At 71.9% G+C, this 22,915-nt stretch carries 20 protein-coding genes, 1 tRNA gene and 2 pseudogenes; 15 read left to right on the plus strand and 8 right to left on the minus strand.

Annotation, left to right across the window (positions count from 1 at the left end; genetic code table 11):
• Positions 1 to 33: 33 nt before the first annotated feature.
• Positions 34 to 1,350, minus strand: a complete 1,317-nt coding sequence (locus ACLQ24_RS13945; RefSeq protein WP_425891806.1) for a D-arabinono-1,4-lactone oxidase — start codon at positions 1,348 to 1,350, stop codon at positions 34 to 36.
• Positions 1,351 to 1,576: 226 nt separating this feature from the next.
• Here ACLQ24_RS13945 and ACLQ24_RS13950 point away from each other — a divergent pair, with 226 nt between their 5' ends.
• On the plus strand, positions 1,577 to 2,185 hold the full coding sequence (locus ACLQ24_RS13950; protein WP_425891836.1) for a TetR family transcriptional regulator: 609 nt from the start codon (positions 1,577 to 1,579) through the stop codon (positions 2,183 to 2,185).
• Between the two features lie 31 nt (positions 2,186 to 2,216).
• On the opposite strand, the gene ACLQ24_RS13955 is transcribed toward ACLQ24_RS13950, so the two are convergent.
• Positions 2,217 to 3,422: an amino acid deaminase/aldolase gene (locus tag ACLQ24_RS13955; protein WP_425891807.1), complete on the minus strand. Its 1,206-nt coding sequence runs from the start codon at positions 3,420 to 3,422 to the stop codon at positions 2,217 to 2,219.
• A 314-nt stretch (positions 3,423 to 3,736) separates the two neighbouring features.
• On the opposite strand from ACLQ24_RS13955, the gene tmk reads away from it, so the two are divergent.
• From tmk to ACLQ24_RS13985, 6 genes are all read left to right on the plus strand, one after another.
• Positions 3,737 to 5,827, plus strand: coding sequence for a dTMP kinase (tmk, locus tag ACLQ24_RS13960; protein WP_425891837.1), 2,091 nt, complete (start codon positions 3,737 to 3,739; stop codon positions 5,825 to 5,827).
• A complete protein-coding gene (locus tag ACLQ24_RS13965; RefSeq protein ID WP_425891808.1) occupies positions 5,827 to 7,113 on the plus strand; it encodes a DNA polymerase III subunit delta' in 1,287 nt (428 codons plus the stop codon). The genes tmk and ACLQ24_RS13965 overlap by 1 nt, the downstream gene beginning before the upstream one ends.
• Positions 7,114 to 7,236: 123 nt before the next feature.
• Entirely contained in the window at positions 7,237 to 7,566 is a 330-nt protein-coding gene (locus ACLQ24_RS13970; protein WP_425891810.1) for a YbaB/EbfC family nucleoid-associated protein, read from the plus strand.
• A 1-nt stretch (position 7,567) separates the two neighbouring features.
• Complete coding sequence (locus ACLQ24_RS13975; RefSeq protein ID WP_425891812.1) at positions 7,568 to 7,873, plus strand: hypothetical protein; 306 nt, start codon at positions 7,568 to 7,570, stop codon at positions 7,871 to 7,873.
• Complete coding sequence (locus ACLQ24_RS13980; RefSeq protein WP_425891814.1) at positions 7,873 to 8,553, plus strand: hypothetical protein; 681 nt, start codon at positions 7,873 to 7,875, stop codon at positions 8,551 to 8,553. Before ACLQ24_RS13975 ends, ACLQ24_RS13980 begins: the two co-directional genes overlap by 1 nt.
• Before the next feature lie 385 nt (positions 8,554 to 8,938).
• Positions 8,939 to 9,778: a PSP1 domain-containing protein gene (locus ACLQ24_RS13985; protein ID WP_425891816.1), complete on the plus strand. Its 840-nt coding sequence runs from the start codon at positions 8,939 to 8,941 to the stop codon at positions 9,776 to 9,778.
• A gap of 151 nt (positions 9,779 to 9,929) precedes the next feature.
• Here ACLQ24_RS13985 and ACLQ24_RS13990 read toward each other — a convergent pair whose 3' ends face one another.
• On the minus strand, positions 9,930 to 11,666 hold the full coding sequence (locus tag ACLQ24_RS13990) for a metallophosphoesterase family protein (protein WP_425891817.1): 1,737 nt from the start codon (positions 11,664 to 11,666) through the stop codon (positions 9,930 to 9,932).
• 146 nt (positions 11,667 to 11,812) lie between these two features.
• Between ACLQ24_RS13990 and ACLQ24_RS13995 the strand changes: the two genes are divergently transcribed.
• The 4 genes and pseudogenes from ACLQ24_RS13995 to ACLQ24_RS14010 all read left to right on the plus strand — a co-directional run.
• Positions 11,813 to 11,886, plus strand: a tRNA-Thr gene (locus ACLQ24_RS13995).
• Positions 11,887 to 12,500: 614 nt separating this feature from the next.
• Positions 12,501 to 15,500 carry a DEAD/DEAH box helicase gene (locus tag ACLQ24_RS14000; RefSeq protein WP_425891819.1) on the plus strand — a complete coding sequence of 1,000 codons (3,000 nt, stop codon included), beginning with the start codon at positions 12,501 to 12,503 and terminating at the stop codon, positions 15,498 to 15,500.
• A gap of 37 nt (positions 15,501 to 15,537) precedes the next feature.
• Positions 15,538 to 15,681 carry a hypothetical protein gene (locus ACLQ24_RS14005; RefSeq protein WP_425891839.1) on the plus strand — a complete coding sequence of 48 codons (144 nt, stop codon included), beginning with the start codon at positions 15,538 to 15,540 and terminating at the stop codon, positions 15,679 to 15,681.
• Between the two features lie 36 nt (positions 15,682 to 15,717).
• A pseudogene (locus tag ACLQ24_RS14010) lies at positions 15,718 to 15,816 on the plus strand (hypothetical protein); the annotation flags it as partial.
• A gap of 181 nt (positions 15,817 to 15,997) precedes the next feature.
• Here the strand turns inward: ACLQ24_RS14010 and ACLQ24_RS14015 are convergent.
• Genes ACLQ24_RS14015 through ACLQ24_RS14025 form a run of 3 tightly spaced genes read right to left on the minus strand, consistent with a single transcriptional unit; the run spans position 15,998 to position 17,665 of the window.
• Complete coding sequence (locus tag ACLQ24_RS14015; RefSeq protein ID WP_425891820.1) at positions 15,998 to 16,315, minus strand: hypothetical protein; 318 nt, start codon at positions 16,313 to 16,315, stop codon at positions 15,998 to 16,000.
• Positions 16,316 to 16,344: 29 nt separating this feature from the next.
• Complete coding sequence (locus tag ACLQ24_RS14020) at positions 16,345 to 16,989, minus strand: class I SAM-dependent DNA methyltransferase (protein WP_425891821.1); 645 nt, start codon at positions 16,987 to 16,989, stop codon at positions 16,345 to 16,347.
• Between the two features lie 58 nt (positions 16,990 to 17,047).
• Positions 17,048 to 17,665, minus strand: coding sequence for a pyridoxamine 5'-phosphate oxidase family protein (locus ACLQ24_RS14025; RefSeq protein ID WP_425891823.1), 618 nt, complete (start codon positions 17,663 to 17,665; stop codon positions 17,048 to 17,050).
• A gap of 165 nt (positions 17,666 to 17,830) precedes the next feature.
• Between ACLQ24_RS14025 and ACLQ24_RS14030 the strand changes: the two genes are divergently transcribed.
• From ACLQ24_RS14030 to ACLQ24_RS14040, 3 genes are read left to right on the plus strand one after another with little or no spacing between them, the layout of a single operon-like run.
• The gene (locus ACLQ24_RS14030) at positions 17,831 to 18,331 is read left to right on the plus strand and encodes a DUF2231 domain-containing protein (RefSeq protein ID WP_425891824.1); all 501 of its coding nucleotides are present in this window, start codon (positions 17,831 to 17,833) and stop codon (positions 18,329 to 18,331) included.
• Entirely contained in the window at positions 18,328 to 18,876 is a 549-nt protein-coding gene (locus tag ACLQ24_RS14035) for an Hsp20/alpha crystallin family protein (protein WP_425891826.1), read from the plus strand. The genes ACLQ24_RS14030 and ACLQ24_RS14035 overlap by 4 nt, the downstream gene beginning before the upstream one ends.
• Before the next feature lie 8 nt (positions 18,877 to 18,884).
• Positions 18,885 to 19,991, plus strand: a complete 1,107-nt coding sequence (locus ACLQ24_RS14040) for a glycosyltransferase family 9 protein (protein ID WP_425891828.1) — start codon at positions 18,885 to 18,887, stop codon at positions 19,989 to 19,991.
• On the opposite strand, the gene ACLQ24_RS14045 is transcribed toward ACLQ24_RS14040, so the two are convergent.
• Positions 19,981 to 20,856 carry a glycosyltransferase gene (locus ACLQ24_RS14045; RefSeq protein ID WP_425891829.1) on the minus strand — a complete coding sequence of 292 codons (876 nt, stop codon included), beginning with the start codon at positions 20,854 to 20,856 and terminating at the stop codon, positions 19,981 to 19,983. The genes ACLQ24_RS14040 and ACLQ24_RS14045 overlap by 11 nt on opposite strands.
• On the minus strand, positions 20,853 to 22,649 hold the full coding sequence (gene rfaE2 / locus ACLQ24_RS14050; RefSeq protein ID WP_425891830.1) for a D-glycero-beta-D-manno-heptose 1-phosphate adenylyltransferase: 1,797 nt from the start codon (positions 22,647 to 22,649) through the stop codon (positions 20,853 to 20,855). The genes ACLQ24_RS14045 and rfaE2 overlap by 4 nt, the downstream gene beginning before the upstream one ends.
• A 106-nt stretch (positions 22,650 to 22,755) precedes the next feature.
• Between rfaE2 and ACLQ24_RS14055 the strand changes: the two are divergent.
• A pseudogene (locus ACLQ24_RS14055) lies at positions 22,756 to 22,836 on the plus strand (DJ-1/PfpI family protein); the annotation flags it as partial.
• Positions 22,837 to 22,915: the final 79 nt, after the last annotated feature.

A 22,915-nucleotide genomic window follows, 5' to 3' on the forward strand; every position in this document is an offset into this window, starting at 1 on the left:
TGGATCTGGATGCCCTCGCGCTTCAGCGCGCCGTCAGGCCCCGAGGACGTGGGTCAGGTGGGGGCTGCTGAAGACGCGGTTCGGGTCCAGGCGGTCGCGGACCGACTGGAAGTCGGCGAAGCGGGGGTACGCCTCGGCGAGTGACGCCGCGTCGCGGTAGTGCAGCTTGCCCCAATGCGGGCGACCGCCCAGTGCGGCGGCGACCTTCTCGAAGGCCTGGAAGTACGGCTCGTACGGCATGCCGACGTACTGGTGCACGGCGACGTACGCGTTGTGCCGCCCGTAGCCGTGGGACAGCCAGATGTCGTCGGCAGCGGTGAAGCGCACCTCGACCGGGAAGAGGATCTTGAACGGCAGTCCGTCCACGATCCGTCGCAGCGCGGTGAGCGCCTCGGGTAGCGCCTCGCGGGGGAGGCCGTACTCCATCTCGACGAAGCGGACCCGGCGCGGGGTGCAGAACACCCGGTCGGAGCGTCCGGTGTATCGCCGTTCGGTGAGCGCGCGGGCGGAGACGGCGCTGATGCCGGGTGCCAGGGCGGGCACGGCGCGGCCGAGGCGGCAGGCGCCGGCGAAGACCCTGTTGGACAGGAAGTCGTCGTCCAGCCAGCCGCGCCAGCGGGACAGCGGCCGGTCGTCGGCGGGCACCCGGTCGTTGGCCTTGACCTGGACCCGGGACGTGTACGGGAACCAGTAGAACTCGACGTGGTCGTGCCGGCCGATCAGCGCGGGAAGGTCGCCGAGCACGTCGGCCAGGGCGGTGGGGCGTTCGTGGGCGTGCAGGACGAAGGCGTCCACGCAGCGCAGGGTCACCTCGAGCAGGACGCCGAGCGCGCCGAGCGAGACCCGGGCGGCGGCGAAGACGTCCGGGTGGTCCTCGGCGGAGCAGCGCACCACCTCGCCGGTGCCGGTGATCAGGGTGAGAGCCTCGACGAAGGTGGAGAGGCAGCCGTAGCCGGCGCCGGTTCCGTGGGTGCCGGTGGAGATGGCGCCGGCGACGGTCTGCGCGTCGATGTCGCCCAGGTTGGGCAGCGCGAGACCGTGCCGGGCGAGTAGCCCGTTGAGCGTGTGCAGGGTCATTCCCGCCGGTACGGTGACCTGTCGGCGCGCGACATCGACGCTGACGTTGGTCTCCAACTCGGACAACTCCATCCGCCGGTCGTCGGCGAGGGCGACGGCGGTGAACGAGTGGCCGCTGCCGGCGACGCGAATCCGGCCTCCGGTGGCGGCGGCGTCCCGGACGGCTTCGGCGACGTCGTCCGGCGAGCCGGGGCGCAGGATGGCGGTGGCGCTGCCACGCTGGTTGCCTGCCCAGTTGGACCAGCGAGCGGTGAGCGGTGCGGTGCCGACCATGCGCGCTCCTCATTCATGAATATGAACTGACTTCATATCAGGAACGTTGTCCCTGGTAAATACCGCAATTGCAGTCCGCTCGTTGTACCGGTAGTCACGGACTCGTGACGTGTAGATATGTTCATCCGTCGAAGGGGGGTGGCGCTGAGTGTCCACACCAGCCGCCACGACCGGGCCGCTGCGCCGCGTACCGGTGCAGGGTCGAAGTGTCGCGCGGGTACAGCGCATGTTGGACGCCTGCGCCGAACTCGTCGACGAGGTGGGGTACGAGGGGCTGACCACGACGCTGCTCGCGGAGCGCGCCGAAGTGGCGATCGGGTCGGTCTACCAGTTCTTCCCGGACAAGCGGGCGATCGTGCAGGCGTTGACCCTGCGCACGATGGAGTCCTACCTTCAGCGGCTCGACGAGCGCTTCGCCTCCGACGAGATGACCCACTGGTGGGACGGCGTCGACGCGGGGATCGACGAGTACATCACGATGCACCGCACCGTTCCCGGCTTCCGTACCCTGCACTTCGGCGACGTGGTCGACCTGCACCTGCTCGACGAGCAGCGCGACAACAACGGCGTCATCGCCGACCAGTTGGCGCGGGTGCTCACCGAGCGGTTCGGGCTGACCGACGTGCCGAAGCTGCGCTTCGTCCTGGAGATCGCGGTGGAGGCCGCCGACGCGTTGATCAAGCTCGCGTTCCGGCGGAAGTCCGACGGTGACGAGCGGGTCCTGCTCGAGGCGAAGGCGCTGATCCGGGAGTACCTGCATCGGCAGGTCGACGGATGCGACAGCGAGCAGTCCGCCGGGGCCGCCGGGGCCACCGAGGCCGCCCAGCCCGCCTGACCTGGCGGTGGCCGGCTGGGCGGGCCCGCCTTTAGAGGAACGCGTGGCCCTCGCCCCGGTAGGTGGGCACGGTCGCGACGATCGCGTCCCCCTCGACCAGGTGCAGCTCGTTGACCCGTTCGCACAGCTCACCGGCCTTGGCGTGCCGGAACCACACCCGGTCGCCGACGCGCAGGGTGGCCGCCGCCGCGCCGGAGAGCGGCGTCTGCACCTCGCCGGCACCCTCGGTGCCGACGAGCTTCAGGCCGGCCGGCAGCCACGGTCGGGGCAGCCGGCTGTCGGCGGCCTGGCCGGAGGCGATCCAGCCCCCGCCGAGCACCGTCGCCAGCTCCGGCGTCGGTCGGCGGACCACTGCGCAGGCGAAGAACGCCGCCGGGGTGGGCCGCCAGGCGCGGTACGCGTCGAACAGCGTCGGCCCGTACAGGCCCGATCCCGCAGTGACCTCGGTGACCGCGGGATCGGCGCTGGTCGCCGCCACGCTGCCGGTGCCGCCGCCGTTGACGAACTCCAGGTCGGCGTGCTCGCGTACCGCCGCCACCGCCGCGCCACGGCGGGCCAGCAGCTCGCGGTAGGAGCCTCGCTGGGCCAGCCTGATCGCGCCGGCCAGCAGCGCCCGCCCCGGCGGCGCGTCGCCCAGGCCGGCGATCTGCGCCTCGTACGACATGAGCCCGACCAGCCGGAAGCCGGCGCGGCCAGCGATGGTGGCGGCGAGCGCGCCGGCCGCTCGGGCGCTGTGCACCGGTGAGCGGCGGACGCCGACGTGCACCCCGCGCAGCGGTCGCCAGGAGGCGTCCAGGTCCAGGCAGAGGCGCAGTTCGGCGCGTTCCCCGGGCGGGCGGACGGCGTCGACGAAGTCGAGCTGGCCGGTGCCGTCGATCATCAGTGTGATCGCGGCGGCGAGCGTCGGGTCGGCGGCCAGCTCGGCGAGCGCCGCCCGGTCGGCGCTCGGGTACGCCACCAGCACGTCGTCGCTGAGGCCGGCCCGGACCAGCCAGATCGCCTCGGGCAGGGTGAACGCCATGACACCCCGCCAACCTTCTCGGGCGAGTGCCCGGTCGATCAGGTCCCGGCTGCGCACCGACTTGCTGGCCAGCCGGATCGGCTTGCCGGCGGCGCGGTCGGCCAGGGCCGCCGCGTTGCTGTCGAAGGCGGTGAGATCCACCACGGCGTACGGGGGGTCGAGATGGGCGGTCGCCCGGTCCAGGCGCTCGCGCAGTTTGTCGCTTTCGATGGCCACGTGTGCACGCTAACTGTCCGACGATGAATGCGAAACACCCTCGCATACGTCCTGGGCTGCGGTCGACGCCTTCGGCGGCCTAGGCTCAGCGAGCAGGAGAATGTCGCCGGTGGGGCGGCCCACCGGGTCTAGAGTGTTCCACCGGGGTGCCCAGCGATGGGCCGGCACGTGGAGGTACGGCCATCGAAAGCCAGAACAGCGGCGAGTCGCCCGGCGTGTCGCGCGCGGGTGACCAGTCGGGCAGCGCCGCCAACCAGTCCAGCTCCGGTCAGGTCGATCCGTCCGGCTACGCCGCGATCCGCTCGGTTCTGCGGATCAGGCCGTTCCGACGGCTCTGGATCGTGCTCGGCGCGGCCTCCTTCGGCGACTGGCTCGGTCTGCTGGCCACCGCTCTCTTCGCCGCCTCCCAGGTGCAGGGCAACACTGCAAAGGGCGCCGCGTTCGGCGGGGTCACCGCCATCCGCCTGCTCCCCGCGCTGGTGCTCGGCCCGGTGGCCGGCGTCTTCGCCGACCGGTTCGACAGACGCTGGACGATGGTCATCTGTGACCTGCTGCGCTTCGTGCTCTTCGCGTCCATCCCGCTCTACGCCCTCAGCGGCGCTGCGGGCGGCCTGGTGGTCGGCTGGGCGCTGATCGCCACCTTCCTGATCGAGTCGATCACCCTGCTCTGGATCCCGGCCAAGGAGGCCGCGGTCCCCAACCTCATCCCGCGGGCCCGGCTGGAGGCGGCCAACCAGCTCACCCTGATCACCACGTACGGCCTCACCCCGATCGCCGCCGCCGTCGGCCTGGCCGTGCTCGACCGGGGCGTCCGTGGCGCCGTCGGCGGCGACCTGCCCTCCTGGGCTGAGCCGGCCCAGCTCGCGCTCTGGATCAACTCCCTGTCCCGGCTCGCCACCGCACTGGTGGTGGCATTCGGGATCAAGGAGATCAGCGAGGCGCAACGTGGTGAGGTCGAGCGTGCCGAGCAGAGCATGTTCCGGCAGTTCTCCGAGGGTTGGAAGTACATCGGCAAGACCCCGCTGGTGCGTGGCCTGGTGCTGGGCATCTTCGGCGCGTTCGCCGGTGGCGGCATCGTGGTCGGCACGGCCAAGTTCTTCGCCAACTCGCTCGGCGCCGGCGACGCCGCGTTCTCACTGCTCTTCGGCGCCATGTTCGCCGGTCTGGCCCTCGGCATCGGTCTCGGTCCGATGATCGTCAAGGACATGTCCCGGCGCCGGTGGTTCGGCATGAGCATCGTGCTGGCCAGCGCCGCCGTGATGACCCTCGCCTTCGCCATCCACCTGTCCATGGCGATCGTCGGCGCGGTCCTGGTCGGCGCCGGCGCCGGGATGGCCTTCCTGGCCGGCACCACGCTGCTGGGCGGCGAGGTGGCCGACGAGGTACGCGGCCGGGTCTTCGCGGTGGTGCAGATCGGCACCCGGCTGGTACTGATCCTGGCCATCGGGCTGAGCAGCGTGCTGGTCGGCGTCGGCGGCTCCCGCAAACTGACCATCGCCGACCTCGGCATCTCCGTCTCCTCCACCCGCCTGCTGCTGCTCGCCGCCGGTGCCGCCGGCATCTTCGCCGGGATCAGCGCGTTCGGCCAGATGGACGACAAGAAGGGCGTCCCCGTCCTCGCCGACCTGTGGGGCTCGATCCGGGGTCGCCCACTGATGCCCTCCGAGCCGTTCGTCTCCGCCGGGCTCTTCGTGGTGTTCGAGGGCGGCGAGGGCGCCGGGAAGTCCACCCAGCTCGCCGCGCTCGCCGAGCGCCTACGCGGCCAGGGGCGCGACGTCCTGGTCACCCGCGAGCCCGGGGCCACGGCCGTCGGTCAGCGGATCCGGTCGCTGGTGCTGGACACCTCCGGCGACGAGGCGCCCTCTCCGCGCGCCGAGGCGCTGCTCTATGCCGCCGACCGGGCGCACCACGTGGCCGCCGTGGTCCGGCCCGCGCTGGTCCGTGGCGGTGTGGTGATCAGTGACCGGTACGTCGACTCGTCGCTCGCGTACCAGGGCGCCGGGCGGACGCTTCCGGTCGACGAGGTCTCCTGGCTCTCCTCCTGGGCCACCGGGGGCCTCAAGCCGGACCTGGTGGTGCTGCTCGACGTCGAGCCGCAGACCGGCCTGTCCCGGGTGGCCTCGCGCAACGCGGGCACCGACCGGCTCGAGGCGGAGTCGATCGCCTTCCACGAGCGCGTCCGTTACGCATTCCTGGACCTCGCCGCCGCCGACCCGAAGCGCTACCTGGTGCTCGACGCGTCCCGGCCGGCCGACGAGATCACTCAGCTGGTGGTCCGGCGCGTGCAGGAGATGCTCGGCAAGCCGGGCGGCATCGTGCACCCCCGGCCCGCGCAGGGCCCAGACACCTCGGTGCAGCCGGAGTTATCCGACGCGGAGCTGGTGACGATGGAGCACAAGACCTGATGCCGGACGTCTTCGCCGACCTGGTCGGCCAGGCCGAGGCCGTTGCCGAACTGCGCCGGGCCGCCGGCGCGGCGGCGGCCGTGCTGGCCGCCGGTGCCGTCGACCGTGCGCCCGCGCTGGTCGCCGTCGGCCCGTCCAGCGAGGCCGCTCCCGAGGCCGCTCCCGAGGCCGGTGACACCGAGCCCGGCGTGCTGGACCCGTCCAGCGGGATGACGCACGCCTGGATCTTCACCGGGCCGCCCGGTTCCGGCCGCTCGGTCGCCGCCCGGGCCTTCGCCGCAGCCCTCCAGTGCGCGTACGGCACCGGCTGCGGCGAATGCCCCGGGTGCCACACCACGATGGGCGGCACCAACGCCGACGTCCGGATGGTCGTGCCGGAGGGGCTCTCCATCGGCGTCGGCGAGATGCGCGCGCTGGTGCTGCGCGCGGCCAGCACCCCGTCCGGCGGGCGCTGGCAGGTGGTGGTCATCGAGGACGCCGACCGGCTCACCGAGGCCGCTGGCAACGCGCTGCTCAAGGCCATCGAGGAGCCGCCACCGCGGACGGTCTTCCTGCTCTGCGCCCCGTCCACCCACCCGGACGACATCTCGGTGACCATCCGGTCGCGCTGCCGGGTCGTACCCCTGCGGCAGCCGCCGGCCACCGCGGTGGCCGAGGTGCTGGTCCGGCGGGACGGCATCGCGCCCGACGTGGCGCAGTGGGCGGCGTCGGCCGCGCAGGGGCACGTGGGTCGGGCCCGTCGGCTGGCCCGCGACCCGGAGGCCCGCAAGCGGCGTGAGGCGGTGCTGGCCGTGCCGCGCCGGCTGACCGGCGTGGGCGCGGCGTTCGACGCGGCGTCCGCGCTGATCGAGGCCGCCGAGGCGGAGGCCGAGGCGTCGGTCGCCGAGGCCGACACGGCGGAACGGGCGGCGCTGGAGACAGCGCTCGGCGCGGGCGGCACCGGCCGGGGCGCGGCCGGCGCGATCCGGGGCGCCGCCGGGCAGCTCAAGGAGCTGGAGAAGCGGCAGAAGTCGCGGGCCACCCGCGCCCAGCGCGACGCGCTGGACCGGGCGCTCGTCGACCTGGCCGGCTTCTACCGCGACGCGCTCACCATGGCGCTGCGCGCCCCGGTCGACCCGGTGCACACCGACACCGCCGCGCTCGCTGGCGCGGGAGCCCAGAAGTGGGACGCCGAGGGGTCGCTGCGCAGGCTGGAGGCCGTGCTCGCCTGCCGGGCGGCGATCGAGGCGAACGTCAAGCCGCGCATCGCGGTCGAGGCGATGATGCTCGCCCTCTGGAAGGGCTGAGCCGCAGCTCCCGTCCGATTGTCCACAGCCATCGACACGCGCGATTGCTGTGCGGTACGGTCCGGTGTGCCGTGGTGACGGTTACGGCACGCTCAGTGATGGCCCATCCGGGAGGAGTCGCCGATGCCGCGGGGGGAGATCGACGAGGCCTGGATCGAGGAGGCGGTGCGGCGCTACCGCCGTATCGAGTCGTTGCAGGCCGAGTTCGACCAAGCCGTGTCGACGGTCGAGGTCACCGTCCGATCCCCGGACGGGTTGGTCGAGGTGGTGGTCACCGCCGGTGGGCGGATCACCGACGTCCGGTTCCTGAGGCCACTGCACGCCCGCAGTCCGCGCGACGTGGCCAGCTCGGTGCAGGCTGCCGTCACCGCGGCGGCAGACGCCGCCGAGTGGGCCCGGGAGAAGCTGCACAACGAGACGTTCGCCGCCTATCGACCGCTCGCGGGGGCCTGAGATGGACACACTGCGCGCGCTCGCTGCCCGACTGGACGAGGCGAGCGCCACGCTCACCACCCTGTCCCACACCGTCACCGCCAGCGATCCGGCCCAGGCCGCGTTCGGCACGGACGCCCCGGGCCGCCCCGGCGAGATCGGTCGCGCGCTGCACCGCCAGTGGGCCGCCGCCACCGACGACCGGGCCCGCGAGGCGCGCGCCGCCGCCGGCCGGCTCGCCGCCGCCGCCTCGGCGGTCCGCGAGGCCGCCGACCGGTACGGCGAGGTCGACCGCGCGGCCCGCCGTCGGATCACCGGAGAGCCGTGATGGATCCACTGGACCGGCTCGCCGAACCCGGCCTCGATCTGCTTCGCCGGGTGGACGCGTTGCTCGCGGCCGGCGTCCCCGAGGGCCACCGGGTCTGGCCGCTGCTACGCCGGATGCAGGTGCTGCCGGGTGATGCGGTCCGGGGCTTCCTCGACCTGCACCCGGCGCCGCTCGCCAGCGCCGGGCACGCCGTGCGCCGGCTGGTCCGGGGGTACGACGACGTCGGCGCCGCGCTCACCGACCCCGTGCTCTGGTCGGGGCCGGCCGCCTCGGCGTACGGGCAGGAGCGTGCCGCGCTGCTGCGCCACCTGGACGAAGGCCCGGAGAGCCTGGTCGGCCGGATGGAATCCACCGCCGGGTACGCGGACGCGCTCGCCGACTGGGTGGACGGCAGCCGTCTCGCCCTCGCCCGGACGATGGCCGACGTGCTGCGCTCGGCCGAAGCGGTGGCCGTGGTCGCCGCCACCGCTGCGGGTCCGCCGACCCGCCTGACGCCGGTCGGGCCGGGTGTCGCCGACGCGGCCGAGATCGCCGCGCGGGTGCTGGCGGTGCTCTGCGTCGCGTACGACGGTGCCGAGACCCTGCTGCGCCAGTGGGCGCCGAGCCTGGCCGAGTCCACCTGGCGGCCGCCGACCCAGGACCGTCCCCGCTACGACCAGCCCACCCGGGTCGGCTGGTAGCCCGGTCCGGCCGCCGCGTTGCTCGCGGTCCGACCGCAGCGTTGCTCGTGCTTCGGCCGCCGCGTTGCTCGCGGTCCGACCGTGGCGTTGCTCGTGCTTCGGCCGCCGCGTTGCTCGCGGACAGGCCACGGCGTCGCTCGCGGACGCCCGAGCAGATTCGGCGCCCACGGCGACGCCGTGGTCTTCCCCTGCATCCCCCGCAGGTCTGCCTCCACTCAACGCCGCCCGGGAGCGTTTGTCCCCTTCCCGAGCGCGGATTCAACCGTCCGGGCGAGGGTCATCGGCACGAGGGGTGGCCCGGCAATCGGTCGAGTCGACGGTCATGAATGGCGGTGGAGGTCTCGGCCGCTGCGTTCTTTGCAGTGATCCGCCGTAGGGTGGGGGGATGGGCATGCTCTGCGCGGTCAGCTTCAACCGGTACGGGCGCCTCTACTACCTCGACCCCGGCGAGTTGCATCCGCAGGTGGGTGACCGGGTGCTCGTGCCGACCGACGACGGGCCCGAGGTGGCCGAGTGCGTCTGGGCCGCTCAGTGGGTGAGCGAGGAGACCGACGGCTTCCCCCGGCTCGTGGGCTTGGCCGGCGACGACGACCTGCGCCGCGACGAGGCGCTGCGCCGCCGCAAGGCCGAGGCGAAGGTGGCGGCGAAGCGGCTGATCCGCGCGCACGGCCTCCCGATGAAGGTGGTGGCCGTCGACCACGTGCTCGGCTCCGCCGACGGTGGCGGGGAGCGCAGCACCGTCTACTTCACCGCCCCGCACCGCGTGGACTTCCGTTCGCTGGTCCGCGACCTGGGCGCCACCCTGCACTGCCGGGTCGAGCTGCGCCAGCTCTCGGCGCGCGACTCGGCTCGTGTCCAGGGCGGCATCGGGTCGTGCGGTCGGGACCTGTGCTGCGCGACGTTCCTCACCGACTTCGAGCCGGTGACGATCCGGATGGCCAAGGACCAGGACCTGCCGCTGAACCCGTTGCGTATTTCGGGAGCATGCGGTCGGTTGATGTGCTGCCTCAAGTACGAACACCCGTTGTACCAGCGCTTCCAGGAGACCGCGCCCGCCGTCGGCAGTCGGGTGACGACGCCCGAGGGCGACGGTCGGGTGGTCGGCCACAGCGTCCCGAGAGACGCGGTGACCGTCCGCCTCGACGCCGACGGCTCCCGCTGCTCCTGCTCCCGCGCCTCCGTCTGCGCCCCCCGCCAAGCCCACGACCAGCACTACACCCCCTAACCCAACCTCCCGCCCCCACTGCCTCCCCCCCCGCCCCCGCCCCCGCCCGGCCCCGCCCCCGCCCCCCGCCCCGGTTGATCATGAGGTTATTGCCACCGCTGTCGGCGTGTCGGGGCAATAACCTCATGATCGACGAGGCGGGTTGGGGCGATCAGGTGAGGACTGTGGGAGGTTCCGTCAGGTGGGGGGTTAGGGGAGTTTTGGGGGTCAGCCAGCTTGCCGTCGGGGACTGGTCGGGGTTGACCTGCCAGTCGCGGGAGACCCGGTCGATGCCGATCGCGTACACCGTCAACGTGCCGTCCGGGTCGATGCGCAGCCGTAGGAACGACTTCGAGTCCTCGATGCCCTGGCCGGCGAACAGTTCGTTGACGTTCACCCCGAACGCACCCGCCACCAGCAGGTACGCCGCCACCAGTTGGCTCGCCACCAGGCCGACGACCGGGCCGTACAGCACCACTGCGGCGACCGCCGGTAGCGGCCACGGCCAGTCGTAGAACGGCAGGGCCAACCAGACCCAGGCGCCGCCGGCGGCGAGGGCAACATGGGCCACACCGTGGCCGACACCGAGAAGCCAGTGTCGCGCGTGCCGTTTGCCGCTGGCGCTCGGCGGCTTGGCGAACAGGACCGCCGCGATCACCGTCACGAGCACCATCAACACCAGCGGGACGCTGAACAGCCGCTGGTCGCTGCTGTCGGCCCAGTTCGCCGTCGCGCCCGCCATGGCCAGCATCAGCAGGGTGTGCAGGGTGCCGAGCAGTGTGGTGAAGCCGGGGTTGCGGAACGGCAGTCGAGCGAAGATGCCCCAGCCGTAGCGGCGCGAGCGGGCCGCGTCCGGATAGCGGGCCACCAGGTCGTACGGCTGGGTGCGGCTGGCCCGCCGGGCCAGCGTGTCGCGCGGTGGCACCTCGATGCGCTCGGGCAGCTTGTGCGTCGGGTACAGGTACGCCCCGCCGCCGCCGCAAGTGATCAACTGCCGGTCCGGGCCGGCATAGCGGGCGTAGTGGTGCAGGTCCCCGGAGAGCAGCAGCCGTACCCGCGCCCCGGTCGGGTCGATGATCGTCCGGACGAAGTAGTCGATCGAGTCGTACGCCGTCGGGATGTCAGCGGCCTTGACCCACGTCGGCGACGGCGTTGCGATGATCACCTTCGACTCCGGAGTGAGCCGCCGGGCCACCTCGTCGAAGTAGGCCAACTGCGGGTCGTCCAGGTACGAGCCGGACTGGTCGTCGACGCCGAGCAGCCACCAGCCGGCCGGCAACTCCACGGCGAAGTACGACCGCGACTGCCCGGTACGCCAGCCGGCGAAGTTACGGTCCCGGGAGCGGACGAACAGCCGCAGGAAGGCGGTCAGGCCGTCGTACCAGTCATGGTTGCCCGGCACCGCGAACAGCGTGGGACGGTCGGGCGGCGTCGCCGGCAGCGCGGCCTGGTAGGGGCCCTTGCAGCGGTTCTCGTACTCCGCGTAGGCCGCCGACGGGTACACCTGGTCGCCGCCCATCACCAGGGTCTGCGCGCGGGGCAGCCGGTGCCCGTCCACGGTCAGCTCCGGCTGCGCCAGCAGGTACGCGACGGAGTAGGTGGCGTGGAAGCCGTCGCCGAGGTCGGCCACGTAGTCGAGCCAGAGACCGCCGTCCGGCCCCACCTGGCGGAAGATGCCGTCGCCGAAGGCGTTCTGCAGCTCACGCTTGTCGAGGTACGCGCCGAAGAGGATCGCCAGCAACGTACGGATGCCGGTGCTGATCAGCAGGAACGGGGCCAGCCACGGCACCGGCTTGCGCGGGGTGAAGCCCAGTTCCAGTGGATCGGTGGAGCGTGGGCGACGGGGGGCTGGCTCCCCGGCGGGTTGCTCCTCCGCTGGTGCCGGGTGATCGTCGCGTTCGTCAGTCACCCGCCGCAGCGTAGTACCGGTCTCCGTGCAGCGCTGTCCGGTAATTAGCCGGATGGCGGCGGTTGTCCGTTTGGTGCTGACGGGAGCGCCGCAGGGGTATCCCGCTCCGCCCGGGGCCGCCGGGTGCCGTACACTTGCTGAGCGTTGCCGCCTTAGCTCAGTCGGCTAGAGCGACGCACTCGTAATGCGTAGGTCGACGGTTCGATTCCGTCAGGCGGCTCGATATAATGCCCTGACCAGCAGAAATGCAGGTCAGGGCATTATTTTCATCGATGAATATGTGAGTCGCCCCCCGAAAATGGCCTCTGGTGTCGGCTGGACGGAGTCAGATCGGGCCGTCGTGCGGGCGTGGCCGGCCAGCGGTGACGATGCACCGCGGAGAAGGCGTGAGGTGCGGACAACAGTTCGGGCAGGGCCGTTGGTCACGTCGTTCAGCCGGACCAGAAGTTCCCCAGCCGGGCGCAGACTGTGGTCCCGGTTTCTTTGGTGGGTGGTGCCTGCGTCGGTGGCGCCTGGTCGTTCGGTAGCGTGGGTCTCCGATGACCGACCTGGCGGAGGTTCCTTGTGGGGCGGCTGGTGCTGACGGCTGATGAGGCGGCGGTGTGTAAGGCCGTCGGGACCAGATCGTTCGTCCAGGCTCGCTCGCTGGTGGCGAGCGGCGCTCTGGTCGAGGTGAGCTGGGACCCGCGTTACGGCCGTGGGCGGGCTGCCGTGCGAGGCGAGAGATCTGGTTGGGTGACGGTGTCGGTCGTCGTCGGCGCCGACGGTGCTCTCAAGAGCGTCAGTGGCACGTGCACGTGCTCGGCAGCTCCGGTGTGTGACCATCCGGCTGCCTTGGCGTTGATCGCCTGCACCTCCGAGGCGTCCGAACCGGATCCGGCGTCGTCGTGGGAGGCGGCGTTGGCTGGTCTGGTCAGCGTCGACAGTCCGGCCGCTGTGCCAGGTTCTGCGGAACTGGCGTTGCAGTTCGAGCTCGAGGACGGTGACGGCCGCGGGAAGTGGCGGATTGGGCTCCGGCCGGTCGTGCCGGGCAAGAGGGGCTGGATCCGGAGCGGTGTCTCATGGGGCACCCTCGGCTTCGGGTACGTTCCGGATTCACCGCGCACGCAGCATCACGTGGATCTCTTGACGGAGTTGCTCGCGCTGACGGACGACGAGGGGGGCGCCCCGTACGCTTACCGCTACTACGGCTCGGGTCAGCGCGTCGTGTATCTGGATGAGTTCCGTAGCCGGCGGGTATGGGACGTTCTGGCCGAGGCGCGGGAGGCGGGTCTGCCCCTGGTGCAGAGTGGCCGGTCCGCGTCACCGGTTCAGATGTGGGCACGGCCGGTGCGATTCTCGGTGCGGGCCGATCGAGTCGCTGCGGGCCTGCGGCTCCGCCCGGTCCTGGCCGATGGTACGGAGACGATCGATCCCGAAAAGCTGATCGTGGTCGGGCAGCCGGCGCACGGCGTTGCCTGGTGGGGTACGACGGGGCCGAGTTCCTCGACCGATCCGGGTACCCTGCGGCTCGCGCCCCTGGCGAGACCACTGAGCGCACGGGACACGGAGGCACTGGCTGCGCCGGCGATCGTCGTTCCCGCCGCCGAGGAGTCCCGCTTCCTGCGGCAGTACTATCCGGGGCTCGTCCGTAAGGCCGAGGTGGTGCCGGCCGACGAAACGGTGGGTCTACCTGAGCTCGAGAAGGCGACGCTGACGCTTTCGGTGCGGCCGCTACCGGAACACCGCATGTCGTTGTCCTGGGAGTGGGTGGCCGTCGTCGGTTCGGAACGCCAGGTGGAGCCGCTGCACGCCGATCTGCACCACGAACCCGACCGGGCCGCGACGCTGCAGTGCGTCACCGCTCTGCTGGCGGACCCGGCGTACGGGCTGACCGAGCCGTTCCCCGCCGGACGGCGGCTGCTGCAGCATGCTGTCGTCGCCGCAGACGCCATGCTGCGGCTCATACGCGACGTGCTTCCCCGACTTGGCGCGCTGGACGGCGTCGAAGTGGTCGTCAAGACGGATGACGACGTCCCGGAGTATGTCGAGACGCAGGAAGCCCCGGTCGTTTCGTTTGCGAGCGCGACCGAAGCCAGCGCCGGCACGCAGGACTGGTTCGACCTGTCCGTCCGGGTCACGGTCGATGGTGAGGAGGTCGGCTTCGAAGGGCTGTTCCTCGCGCTCGCCGCCGAACAAGAGTTCATGATTCTGCCCAGCGGTCGCTATTTCCGGCTTGAGCAGCCAGAGTTCCGGCAGCTGCGCGACCTGATAGCGGAGTCCCGTGAGTTGGAGGATGCCCCGCCCGGTGTGGTGCGGGTCGGACGCTTTCAGGCGGGGCTGTGGCAGGAGTTGTCTGAGCTGGGCGAGGTCACCGGTCAGGCGGCGGTCTGGCAGGAGTCCGTGCGCGCGCTCAGCGACGCGAAGGCTGGTCCCGCCGACCCGCCACCGGTGGGGCTGGACGCTACTCTCCGGCCGTACCAGCTGGAAGGCTTCCGATGGCTCGCCACCCTGCACCGGCATGATCTCGGCGGCGTGCTGGCCGACGACATGGGACTGGGTAAGACGTTGCAGGCGTTGGCTCTGATCTGCCACGCCGTCGAACAGGCGCCTGCCGGTGCCCCGTTCCTGGTGGTCGCCCCCGCCAGTGTCGTCAGCAACTGGGCTCACGAGGCGGCGCGCTTCGCCCCGCATCTCACCGTCACCGCCATCGGTCAGACCGGCGCGCGCCGGGCCGGCACGCTGGAACAAACGATCACCGGATCGCACGTCGTGGTCACGTCGTACAACCTGCTCCGGCTCGAGTACGACGACTATACGGCGTTGCCGTGGACCGGACTGATCCTCGACGAGGCGCAGTTCGTCAAGAACCCTGCGTCGCAGACGTACCGGTGCGCGAAGCAGTTGCCGGCAGCCTTCAAGCTCGCGATCACCGGCACACCGATGGAGAACAACCTGGCTGAGCTCTGGGCCCTGCTCTCCATCACCGCGCCCGGCCTGCTGCCCCGGCTCGACCGTTTCACCGACTACTACCGCCGGCCGATCGAGAAGGAACACGACGAGGAGCGGCTCGCGCAACTACGTCGCCGGATCCGCCCGCTCATGCTGCGCCGCCGCAAGGCTGAGGTGGTCACCGAACTGCCGGCCAAGCAGGAACAGATCATCGAACTGGATCTGAACCCCAAGCATCGCCGGATGTACCAGACCTATCTGCAGCGGGAACGGCAGAAAGTCCTCGGCCTGCTCGGCGACATGCAGAAGAACCGCTTTGAAATTTTCCGCTCGCTGACTCTGCTGCGCCAGGCCAGCCTCGACCTGACCCTGGTCGATCCGAAGCACCACGCCATCGCGTCGACGAAACTCGACGCGCTCTGCGACCAGGTGACCAATCTCGCCGCCGAGGGGCACCGGGTTCTCATCTTCAGCCAGTTCACCCGTTTCCTGACCACCGCCCGGCAACGCCTCGATGAGGCCGGTGTCGCCTGCTGCTATCTCGACGGCAAGACACGGCGGCGGGCGGAGGTCATCGCCGACTTCAAGAACGGGACGGCGCCGGCTTTTCTGGTCAGCCTCAAGTCGGGCGGCTTCGGGCTGAACCTGACCGAGGCCGACTACTGCATCCTGCTGGACCCGTGGTGGAACCCGGCGACCGAAGCTCAGGCGGTCGACCGTGTTCACCGCATTGGCCAGACGCGGAAGGTCATGGTCTACCGCCTGGTCGCCAAGGACACCATTGAGGAGAAGGTCATGGCGCTACAAGCCAGGAAGGCCGAGTTGTTCAGCAGCGTCCTCGACGGCGGAGAGTTCGCCTCCGCCGAACTGACCGCCGCCGACATCCGCAGCCTGCTCGACTGACTCGTGCCCATGGCTGTCTCGTCCCGCCCGTCCCCGCATGCTGCTCGGCGATCGTGCGGACCGGATGGCGCAGTTCCGCGAAGTCGACTGGGGCAGAGCACTGACCTGGTTGAAGGCGCGTACCGGCACCGACCTGGCGCCGGAGCAGCAGCAGGCCGTCCGGTTGGCGCTGACGTGCTGAAGCTGCAACCCGGCGGCGAGCCCACCTACGACCGTGAACCTGCTCTACACCGCCATCACCAGGGCTAAGAAGCTCGTCGTTCTCGTCGGCTCGCGGCGGGCCCTGGCCGCAGCTGCCCGCACCGTCGGCGAGTGATGTAACCGCAGTTGCGTCCGCCAGTGCGGGAACGACATTCCGGTCTGCTCCCGGAACAGCCGGCTGAGGGTACGCGCGCCGGCCCCCACGGCCGTGCCCAGCTTGCCGAGGTGCGACGGTCGGTGGGGTCGGCGAGTTCCTCAGCGAGCTGAGTATCGAATTCCCGAGCCACGGCTCGATTCTATCCACGGCCGCTAATCTGATCGGGGGCGGCGATCACGCGTTGATGGTGAGCCCGCCGGGCCTCCGCGATCCGGCGTTGCCGCGACGGGTCGTCGATGTGCGCCGAGAGGGCGAGTCGGCCGAGGCGGCGGGCGGCCTGCTCGGGGCTGCGGGCGAACATCTGTGCCCGGGCGAGCCACAGGAGGCTGAGCACGCCCAGCGCGGGTGCGGTCTCGTGGGGCACGCCCTGTCGCTGGCGCTCGTACAGCTCGGACAGGGGTGTCCCGCTGGCGATCTGGGCGCCCACCACGGCGCCGGCGCTCGTGCCGAAGAGCACCGCGTCCGCGCGCCAACGAGTGCGTCGGCTCAGGGCTCCCGCCGGCCGAAGATGATTCCGCCGAGCTTGCTCTCGGGCGAGGTCACGGTCATCTCGGCCTCGACCGCGAATCCGTTGTCGCGCAGCCAGGCTGCGACCTCGGCCGGTCGGCGACGATGCACGTGGAGCTTCATCGGATGCCCGCCGTACCCCTGGGTCTTGAGTGTCGTCCCGTCACCCACGTGGAAGCCGACCAGCAGCGGGCCGCCCGGGCGTACCACCCGACGGAAGTGCGCGAGAACCTGACCGAGCCGCTGGTCGGGAATGTGGATGAGCGAGTACCAGGCGATCAGGCCGGCCACCGAGCCGTCGGCCAGGTCGAGGTCGGTCATCGAGCCGACCTCGAACCTGAGGTGGGGGTGATCGCGCCGCGCCACCGCCAGCATTCCGGGAGACAGATCGATCCCGAAGACCGCGAGGCCCAGGTCGTGCAGGTGCGCGGTGATCCGGCCCGTTCCGCAGCCCACATCCACGACCGGACCGTCGCCCGCCGCGCGCACCAGGTCGGCGAACAACGCCAACGCCGCCCGCTCATAGGGCGCGGTCGCCAGAAAGTCGCGGACGAGGTCCGCGTAACTGACCGCCACCGTGTCGTACGAAGTGCGCGTGTCTGCCACCCAGCCGTCCGCGTCCATGCGGGAAGGTTAGACGCTGCGATGAGCGCGAATCCGGCCGGCTGGTCGAGCTGACCGTCTAGACGTAGATCTTCGTGGCGTACTCCGGGCCGTAGTGCCTCTCCAGGTCCTCCAGGCTCTCGGCGGGCGCCTCGACCTCCTTGATCAGGCGGGCGCGGGACGGCAGGACCTCGGGCTGCCAGGTCTCCGGCTGCCACAGCGCGGATCGCAGGAATGCCTTCGCGCAGTGGTAGAAGATCTGCTCGATCTCCACCACGACGGCCAGCACCGGCCGGTGTCCCTTGACCACCATGTCGTCGAACCAGGGCGCGTCACGTACCAGGCGGGCCCGCCCGTTGATGCGCAGCGTGTCGGTGCGGCCCGGAATCAGGAAGAGCAGCCCGACGTGCGGGTTGTCCAGGATGTTGCGGTACCCGTCCGCGCGCCTGTTGCCCGGCCGCTCCGGCAGCGCGATGGTCGTGTCGTCGAGCACCAGCGCGAACCCGGCCGGGTCGCCCTTGGGCGAGACGTCGCAACTGCCGTCCGCGCCGGCCGTCGCCATCAGGCAGAACGGCGCGGCGGCGAGCCACTGCCGGTCCCGCTCGTGCAGGCGGGGGCGGTCCTTGTTGGCGGCCCGGGGGTGCGGCGTCCCGAGTAGCTCCCGCAGTTCCTCGTGCGTGGTGATCTCCACCGTCACGTGATCCTCCCTGAGCCGTTGACCAGGGTGGCGGGCGCGCCACCGTCGCCAGCCTAGGCCCGCGTGTCCATCGAGGTTTGCCCCTGGCCGCCGGGGGTACGGCCTCACCCGACACGCCCGCCGCACGTACCGTCCGCAGAAGCGCCGACCAGTGGAGGCCGGGAGATGGAGAGCCGAATCAAGGTGCTGGGTCACCCAGTCCATCCGATGCTGGTCATGTTCCCGGTCGCGCTGCTGGTCACCGCCGTGCTCTTCGACATCATCGACACGGTGGGCGGGCCCGACTTCCTCGGCGAGGTCGCGTACTGGAACATCACCGTCGGGTTGATCGGCGGCCTGCTCGCCGCGGCGGCCGGCTCGTTCGACCTGCTGGCGATTCCCACCGGCACCCGTGCGAAGCGGGTGGGTCTGCTGCACGCGGGCGCGAACCTCGTGGTGATCCTGCTCTTCGCCGCCGTGTGGGTGGTCCGGCTCAACGCGGACTCGCGGGCCGCCGGTGGCGCGCTGATCGCCATCGAGATCGTTGCGGTGGCGATTCTCGGCATCAGCGCCTGGCTCGGTGGCGAGCTGGTCGACCGGCTCGGTGTGGGCGTCGACCGCGACGCCGATCTCAACGCGCCCAGCTCACTGCGACCCACCACCCGGCGGATCGGAGACGTGCGATGAGCGAGCAGCAGGCCGGCGGTTTTGGCCGGGGATGGCGCAGCCGGCAGCAGGGCTGGGACCCGATGGGCGAGTTGCAGTCGCTGCGCGCCGAGCTGAGCCGGTTGGTCGGCGGCCGGGCCGGGGCGTCCGACGTCGAGCTGACCGAGACCGCCGACGGCTGGCAGGTCGTCGTGCGGCTGCCCGGCGTCGCGCCGGAGGAGGTCGCCGTCGAGCTGGACGATCGTGAGCTGTGCGTGCGGGCACGCTCCGAGGCGGAGGTCAACGCCGACCAGGGCATCCCCGGCGGTTTCGAGACGCGCGGTTTCGAGTACCGCGTCGACCTGCCGTCGCGGGTCGACCCGGAGGGCATCGACGCGGTGATGGACCACGGGCTGCTGCGGGTCCAGCTTCCCCGGGCGGCGCGACCCGCGCCGCGCACCATCACCGTCGGCCGCACCGGGCCGCGTTCCGGCGGCCTGTCCGGGGGTACGCCGGTGCCGGCCGACCCCGCCGCGGACCGGGAGCTGCACCACCCGGACACCGCCGGCGAGATCGACCGGCCGTAGCGGGCCGCGTGGTCACCCCGTCCCTGCTCGGCCCGACGGGCGGGCGAGTCGACGACGTACGGCGGATCGCGGTGCTGCGCGCCAACGCCCTCGGCGACTTCATCTTCGTGCTACCGGCGTTGGACGCGCTGCGTGCCGCGTACCCCTCGGCGGAGATCGTGCTGCTCGGCGCGCCGTGGCACGCGAAGCTCTGGCGCGACCGGCCCGGCCCGGTGGACCGGGTGCTGGTGGTGCCGCCGGGCCCGGGCATCCGCGAGTCGGAGGCAGACGAGTCGGCGTCGACGATGGACGATTTCACGGCGGCGGCCCGTGACGAGGGCTTCGACCTGGCGGTGCAGATTCACGGTGGTGGCGCCAACTCCAACCCGTTGATCAGTCGCCTCGGTGCCCGGGTGACTGTCGGGTTGCGCGCCGAGGACGCGCCGCCGCTGGACCGGTGGCTCCGTTACGTGTACTACCAGCACGAGGTGATCCGCTATCTGGAGACGGTGGCCCTGGTGGGCGCTCCGGCGACCACGATCGTGCCGACGCTGGCGGTCACCGACGGGGACCGGGCCGAGGCGGAGCAGGTGCTCGGTCCGGGGGACCGACCCCGGGTGGCGTTGCATCCCGGGGCCAGCGACACCCGGCGTCGCTGGCCGGCCGAGCGGTTCGCCGAGGTAGCCCGTGCGCTGCACGACGACGGCTACGAGGTGCTGGTGACCGGTACGCCCTCCGAGCGGGAGGTGGTGGACCGGGTGGTCGCGGCGGCGGGGGTGCCGGTCCGGCCGCAGGTGGGCACGCTCAGCCTCGGCGGCCTGGCCGGCTGCTACGCCGACTGCGCGCTTGTCGTCTCGAACGACACCGGCCCACTGCACCTGGCCGCCGCGGTGGGCACCCCGACGGTGGGCATCTTCTGGGTCGGCAACCTGATCAACACGGCGACGCCGTTGCGGGGCCGGCACCGGCCGATCAGCTCCTGGACGGTGCACTGCCCGGTCTGCGGCGTGGACTGCACGCCGGGCATCTATCCGCACCGGCCGGGCGACGGCGAGTGCCCGCACCGCGACTCGTTCGTCACCGACGTGCCGGTGGCCGAGGTACGGGAGGCGGCTCGCGAACTGCTCAACCCGTAGGGGCGCTCTCGTCGGCGAGGACGACCTCCCACGCCTCCACGTCCCGCTCGGTGACAGTGGTGGGCGTCTCCAGGTGGTAGGCACCGCTGGGCAGGATGCCCGCCCCGCCGTGACGGGCCAGCACCGCGAGTTGGGCGGCCACGTCCTCGCCCTGGTGCCTCTCCTGCACCCGCCGCCAGAAGTCGAACCCACCGGAGTCGAGGAGCTTGGCCCGGTCGTAGAGCACGCACCCGCCGATCCAGGACACCTTGTACGCCCGCCACCCACCCGGCGGCAGTTCCACCTCGGCGGTGACGTGCAGCAGGTTGGCCGCCGAGTGGATCCGCGCGCGATCCCATTCGAGGGTGCCCGGGCGGACCCGCTCCGGGACGGGCGGCCCGGTCCACTCCTCGTAGTGCCCGTGCGTGTCCGGCCGTACGTCATCGGTGTACGACAGGCCGTGCACACCGTTGCCGACGAACCCGCAGCCCAGCTCGTCGATCGCGGTGACCAGCCGGCGCAGCGCCCCGGGCTCCAGCCAGACGTCGTCGTCGAGGTTGAGCACGTACCGGGCGGCCGACGCGGCGAGCAGGTAAGCGCGGTGCTCGGCCAGGCCCCGGCGCGGCAGCCGACGGGTCAGCAGCACCGGGTGGCCGGCGTGCCGCAGCGCCCGGACCATGGTGGCCGCGGCGGGGTGGGCGTACGCCGGGTCGCCGTCGGACTGGTCACTGACCACCACGCCGAAGCCGGGCACCCCGTCCTGGGCGGCGAGCCCGGCCAGGGTGACCGCCAGCTCGGTGGGCCGGTTACGGGTCGGGATCAGCACGTCGACCAGCCGGTCGGCACGGAACTCCGCCGGGGTGCCGAGGGTGAGGGGCCGGTTCACGACGACTGGGTACGGGTGCTCAGCGACGGGTCGGAGGCGTACGACGACGGGTCCTGACCGTGTGACCGGATCCGCTCGATGATCGCGGAGGTGGACCGGTCCGGCACGTACCCGAGGGTGCGCACCTGGCCCCCCAGCCGCCGCACCAGCGGCGCTTCCGGGACCAGCTCCGGCGGGTAGTCCCCGCCCTTGACGTAGACGTCCGGCCGGACCGCCTCGATCAGGGCGGCGGGCGAGTCCTCCTCGAACACCACCACGTGGTCCACGCAGGACAGCGCGGCGAGCAGGGCGCCACGGTCCTCTACCGGGTTGACCGGCCGGTCCGGACCCTTGAGCCGGCGTACGCTGCCGTCCGAATTGACCGCCACGATGAGCAGGTCACCCAGGGCGCGGGCCTGCTCCAGGTAGCTCACGTGCCCGGGGTGCAGCACGTCGAAGCAGCCGTTGGTGAACACCACCGACCGTCCCGCCTCGCGGTGTTCGGCGACGATCGCGTCCAACTCCTCGGTGCCGACCACGGCCGGGTGCCCGGTGGCCTCCGGCGGCATGTCGAGGGCGGCGAACAGGTCGTCGCGCAGACACACGCAGGTGCCGGTGTCGGACACGGTGATGGTGGCCGCGAGCTGGGCGAGCTGCGCGGCGGTGGGCAGTGGCGCGGCGGCGGCCAGGGCCAGGGTCATCGCCGCCAGGTACGCGTCTCCCGCTCCCACGGCGTGGCTCGCCGGGACCGGGGTGCTGTGGCTGCGCCGCCGCTCGCCGTCCGCGCCGCCGACCACCGCGCCGTCGGTGTCCAGGGTCACCGCGACGACGTCGGCTCCGGTGTGGGCGTGCAACTCGGCCAGCCGCGACTCGGCCAGCACGGCCCGGTCCACGCCCGCTCCGGCCTCGGTGTTCACGGTGACGCCGGTGCCGGTGACGCTGAGGCCGTCGCCGGTGAGGGCCACCCGACCCTCGCCCGGGGTGGGCTCCCCGACCGGACCGGGTCGGTCGTCGGCGCGGGCCCCGCCCGGGGCGGCGCCGACGCTCAGCTCGGACGGCCCGTCGGCCGGATCGTTGTCGGGGTGTTCCAGGTGCAGGTCGGCGCCGGACGTCGGGCGGGTCACGCCACCGGCGCGGGCCAGCAGCCGGGTGGCCTCGGCGAAGCTCGGGGTGACGACGGTCGGCGCGAGCCCCCGCCAGTCGGCGAGGTCGTGGGCGTCCAGCGCTACTGTGGCGTACCGCTCGCGGTTCTCGACCAGCCACGCGCGGACCGGTGCGGGCAGCGCCCCCAGGCCGTAGTCGCAGACCACCAGCGTCGGCGCCTCGCCGCCGGCGGCGGCGCGCAGTTCCTCGGTGGCGCACTCCAGCGCCGTGAGCAGCCGGGTGACGCCGTCCGGGTCGAGCGCGTCGTCCGGGTCGCCGGAATCCTCTCGGAGCAGGATCTGGTTGCCGGCCAGCATCCGCCGCTTCACGGGGGTGGGTCTGCCGGGTTGGTTGACGGTACGGTCCCAGACGCCGGCCCGGTCCAGACAGTCGTGCAGTTCGTCCCCGGCGACGTCGGCGCCGACCGGCGCCACCAGTACGGCCCGACCGCCGAGGGTGGCGACGTTGACTGCGGTGTTCGCGGCCCCACCGGCGGCGGAGATCCGTCGGCGCAGGGTCAGGACCGGGGCGGGCGCCTCCCGGCAGAGCCGGTCGGACTCGGCGAACCGCCACTCGTCCAGCATGGCGTCACCAACGATCAGGACTGGACGCCCGAGCCAGCTCTCCACGACGGTGGCGAGCCTGCGCTGTTCCGCTGCTGCTCCTGCCATGCCTCCCCGGGTCCCCAGCGGCCCTCCGGCCAAACCTGGGCTCGACGTGATGCCCTTCGTGGGGTGTTTCGGGCGGTCGGGCGGTGCCGGCGCGACAGCCGAGCTGGCCGGCAAGCCGGTCGGGGTGATCTGCCACGGCCCGTGGACGCTGGTCGAGGCGGACGGGGTGCGTGGCCGACGGATCACCCCCTAGGCCGTGTCTTGTGGATCAGGTTTCGCGGGCGAGGTCGCGGAGCCAGATCTTGATGGTGGCGATGTCGATGGTG

This window comes from Micromonospora sp. DT4, from assembly GCF_049841675.1.
In the GTDB taxonomy this organism is placed as follows: domain Bacteria; phylum Actinomycetota; class Actinomycetes; order Mycobacteriales; family Micromonosporaceae; genus Micromonospora.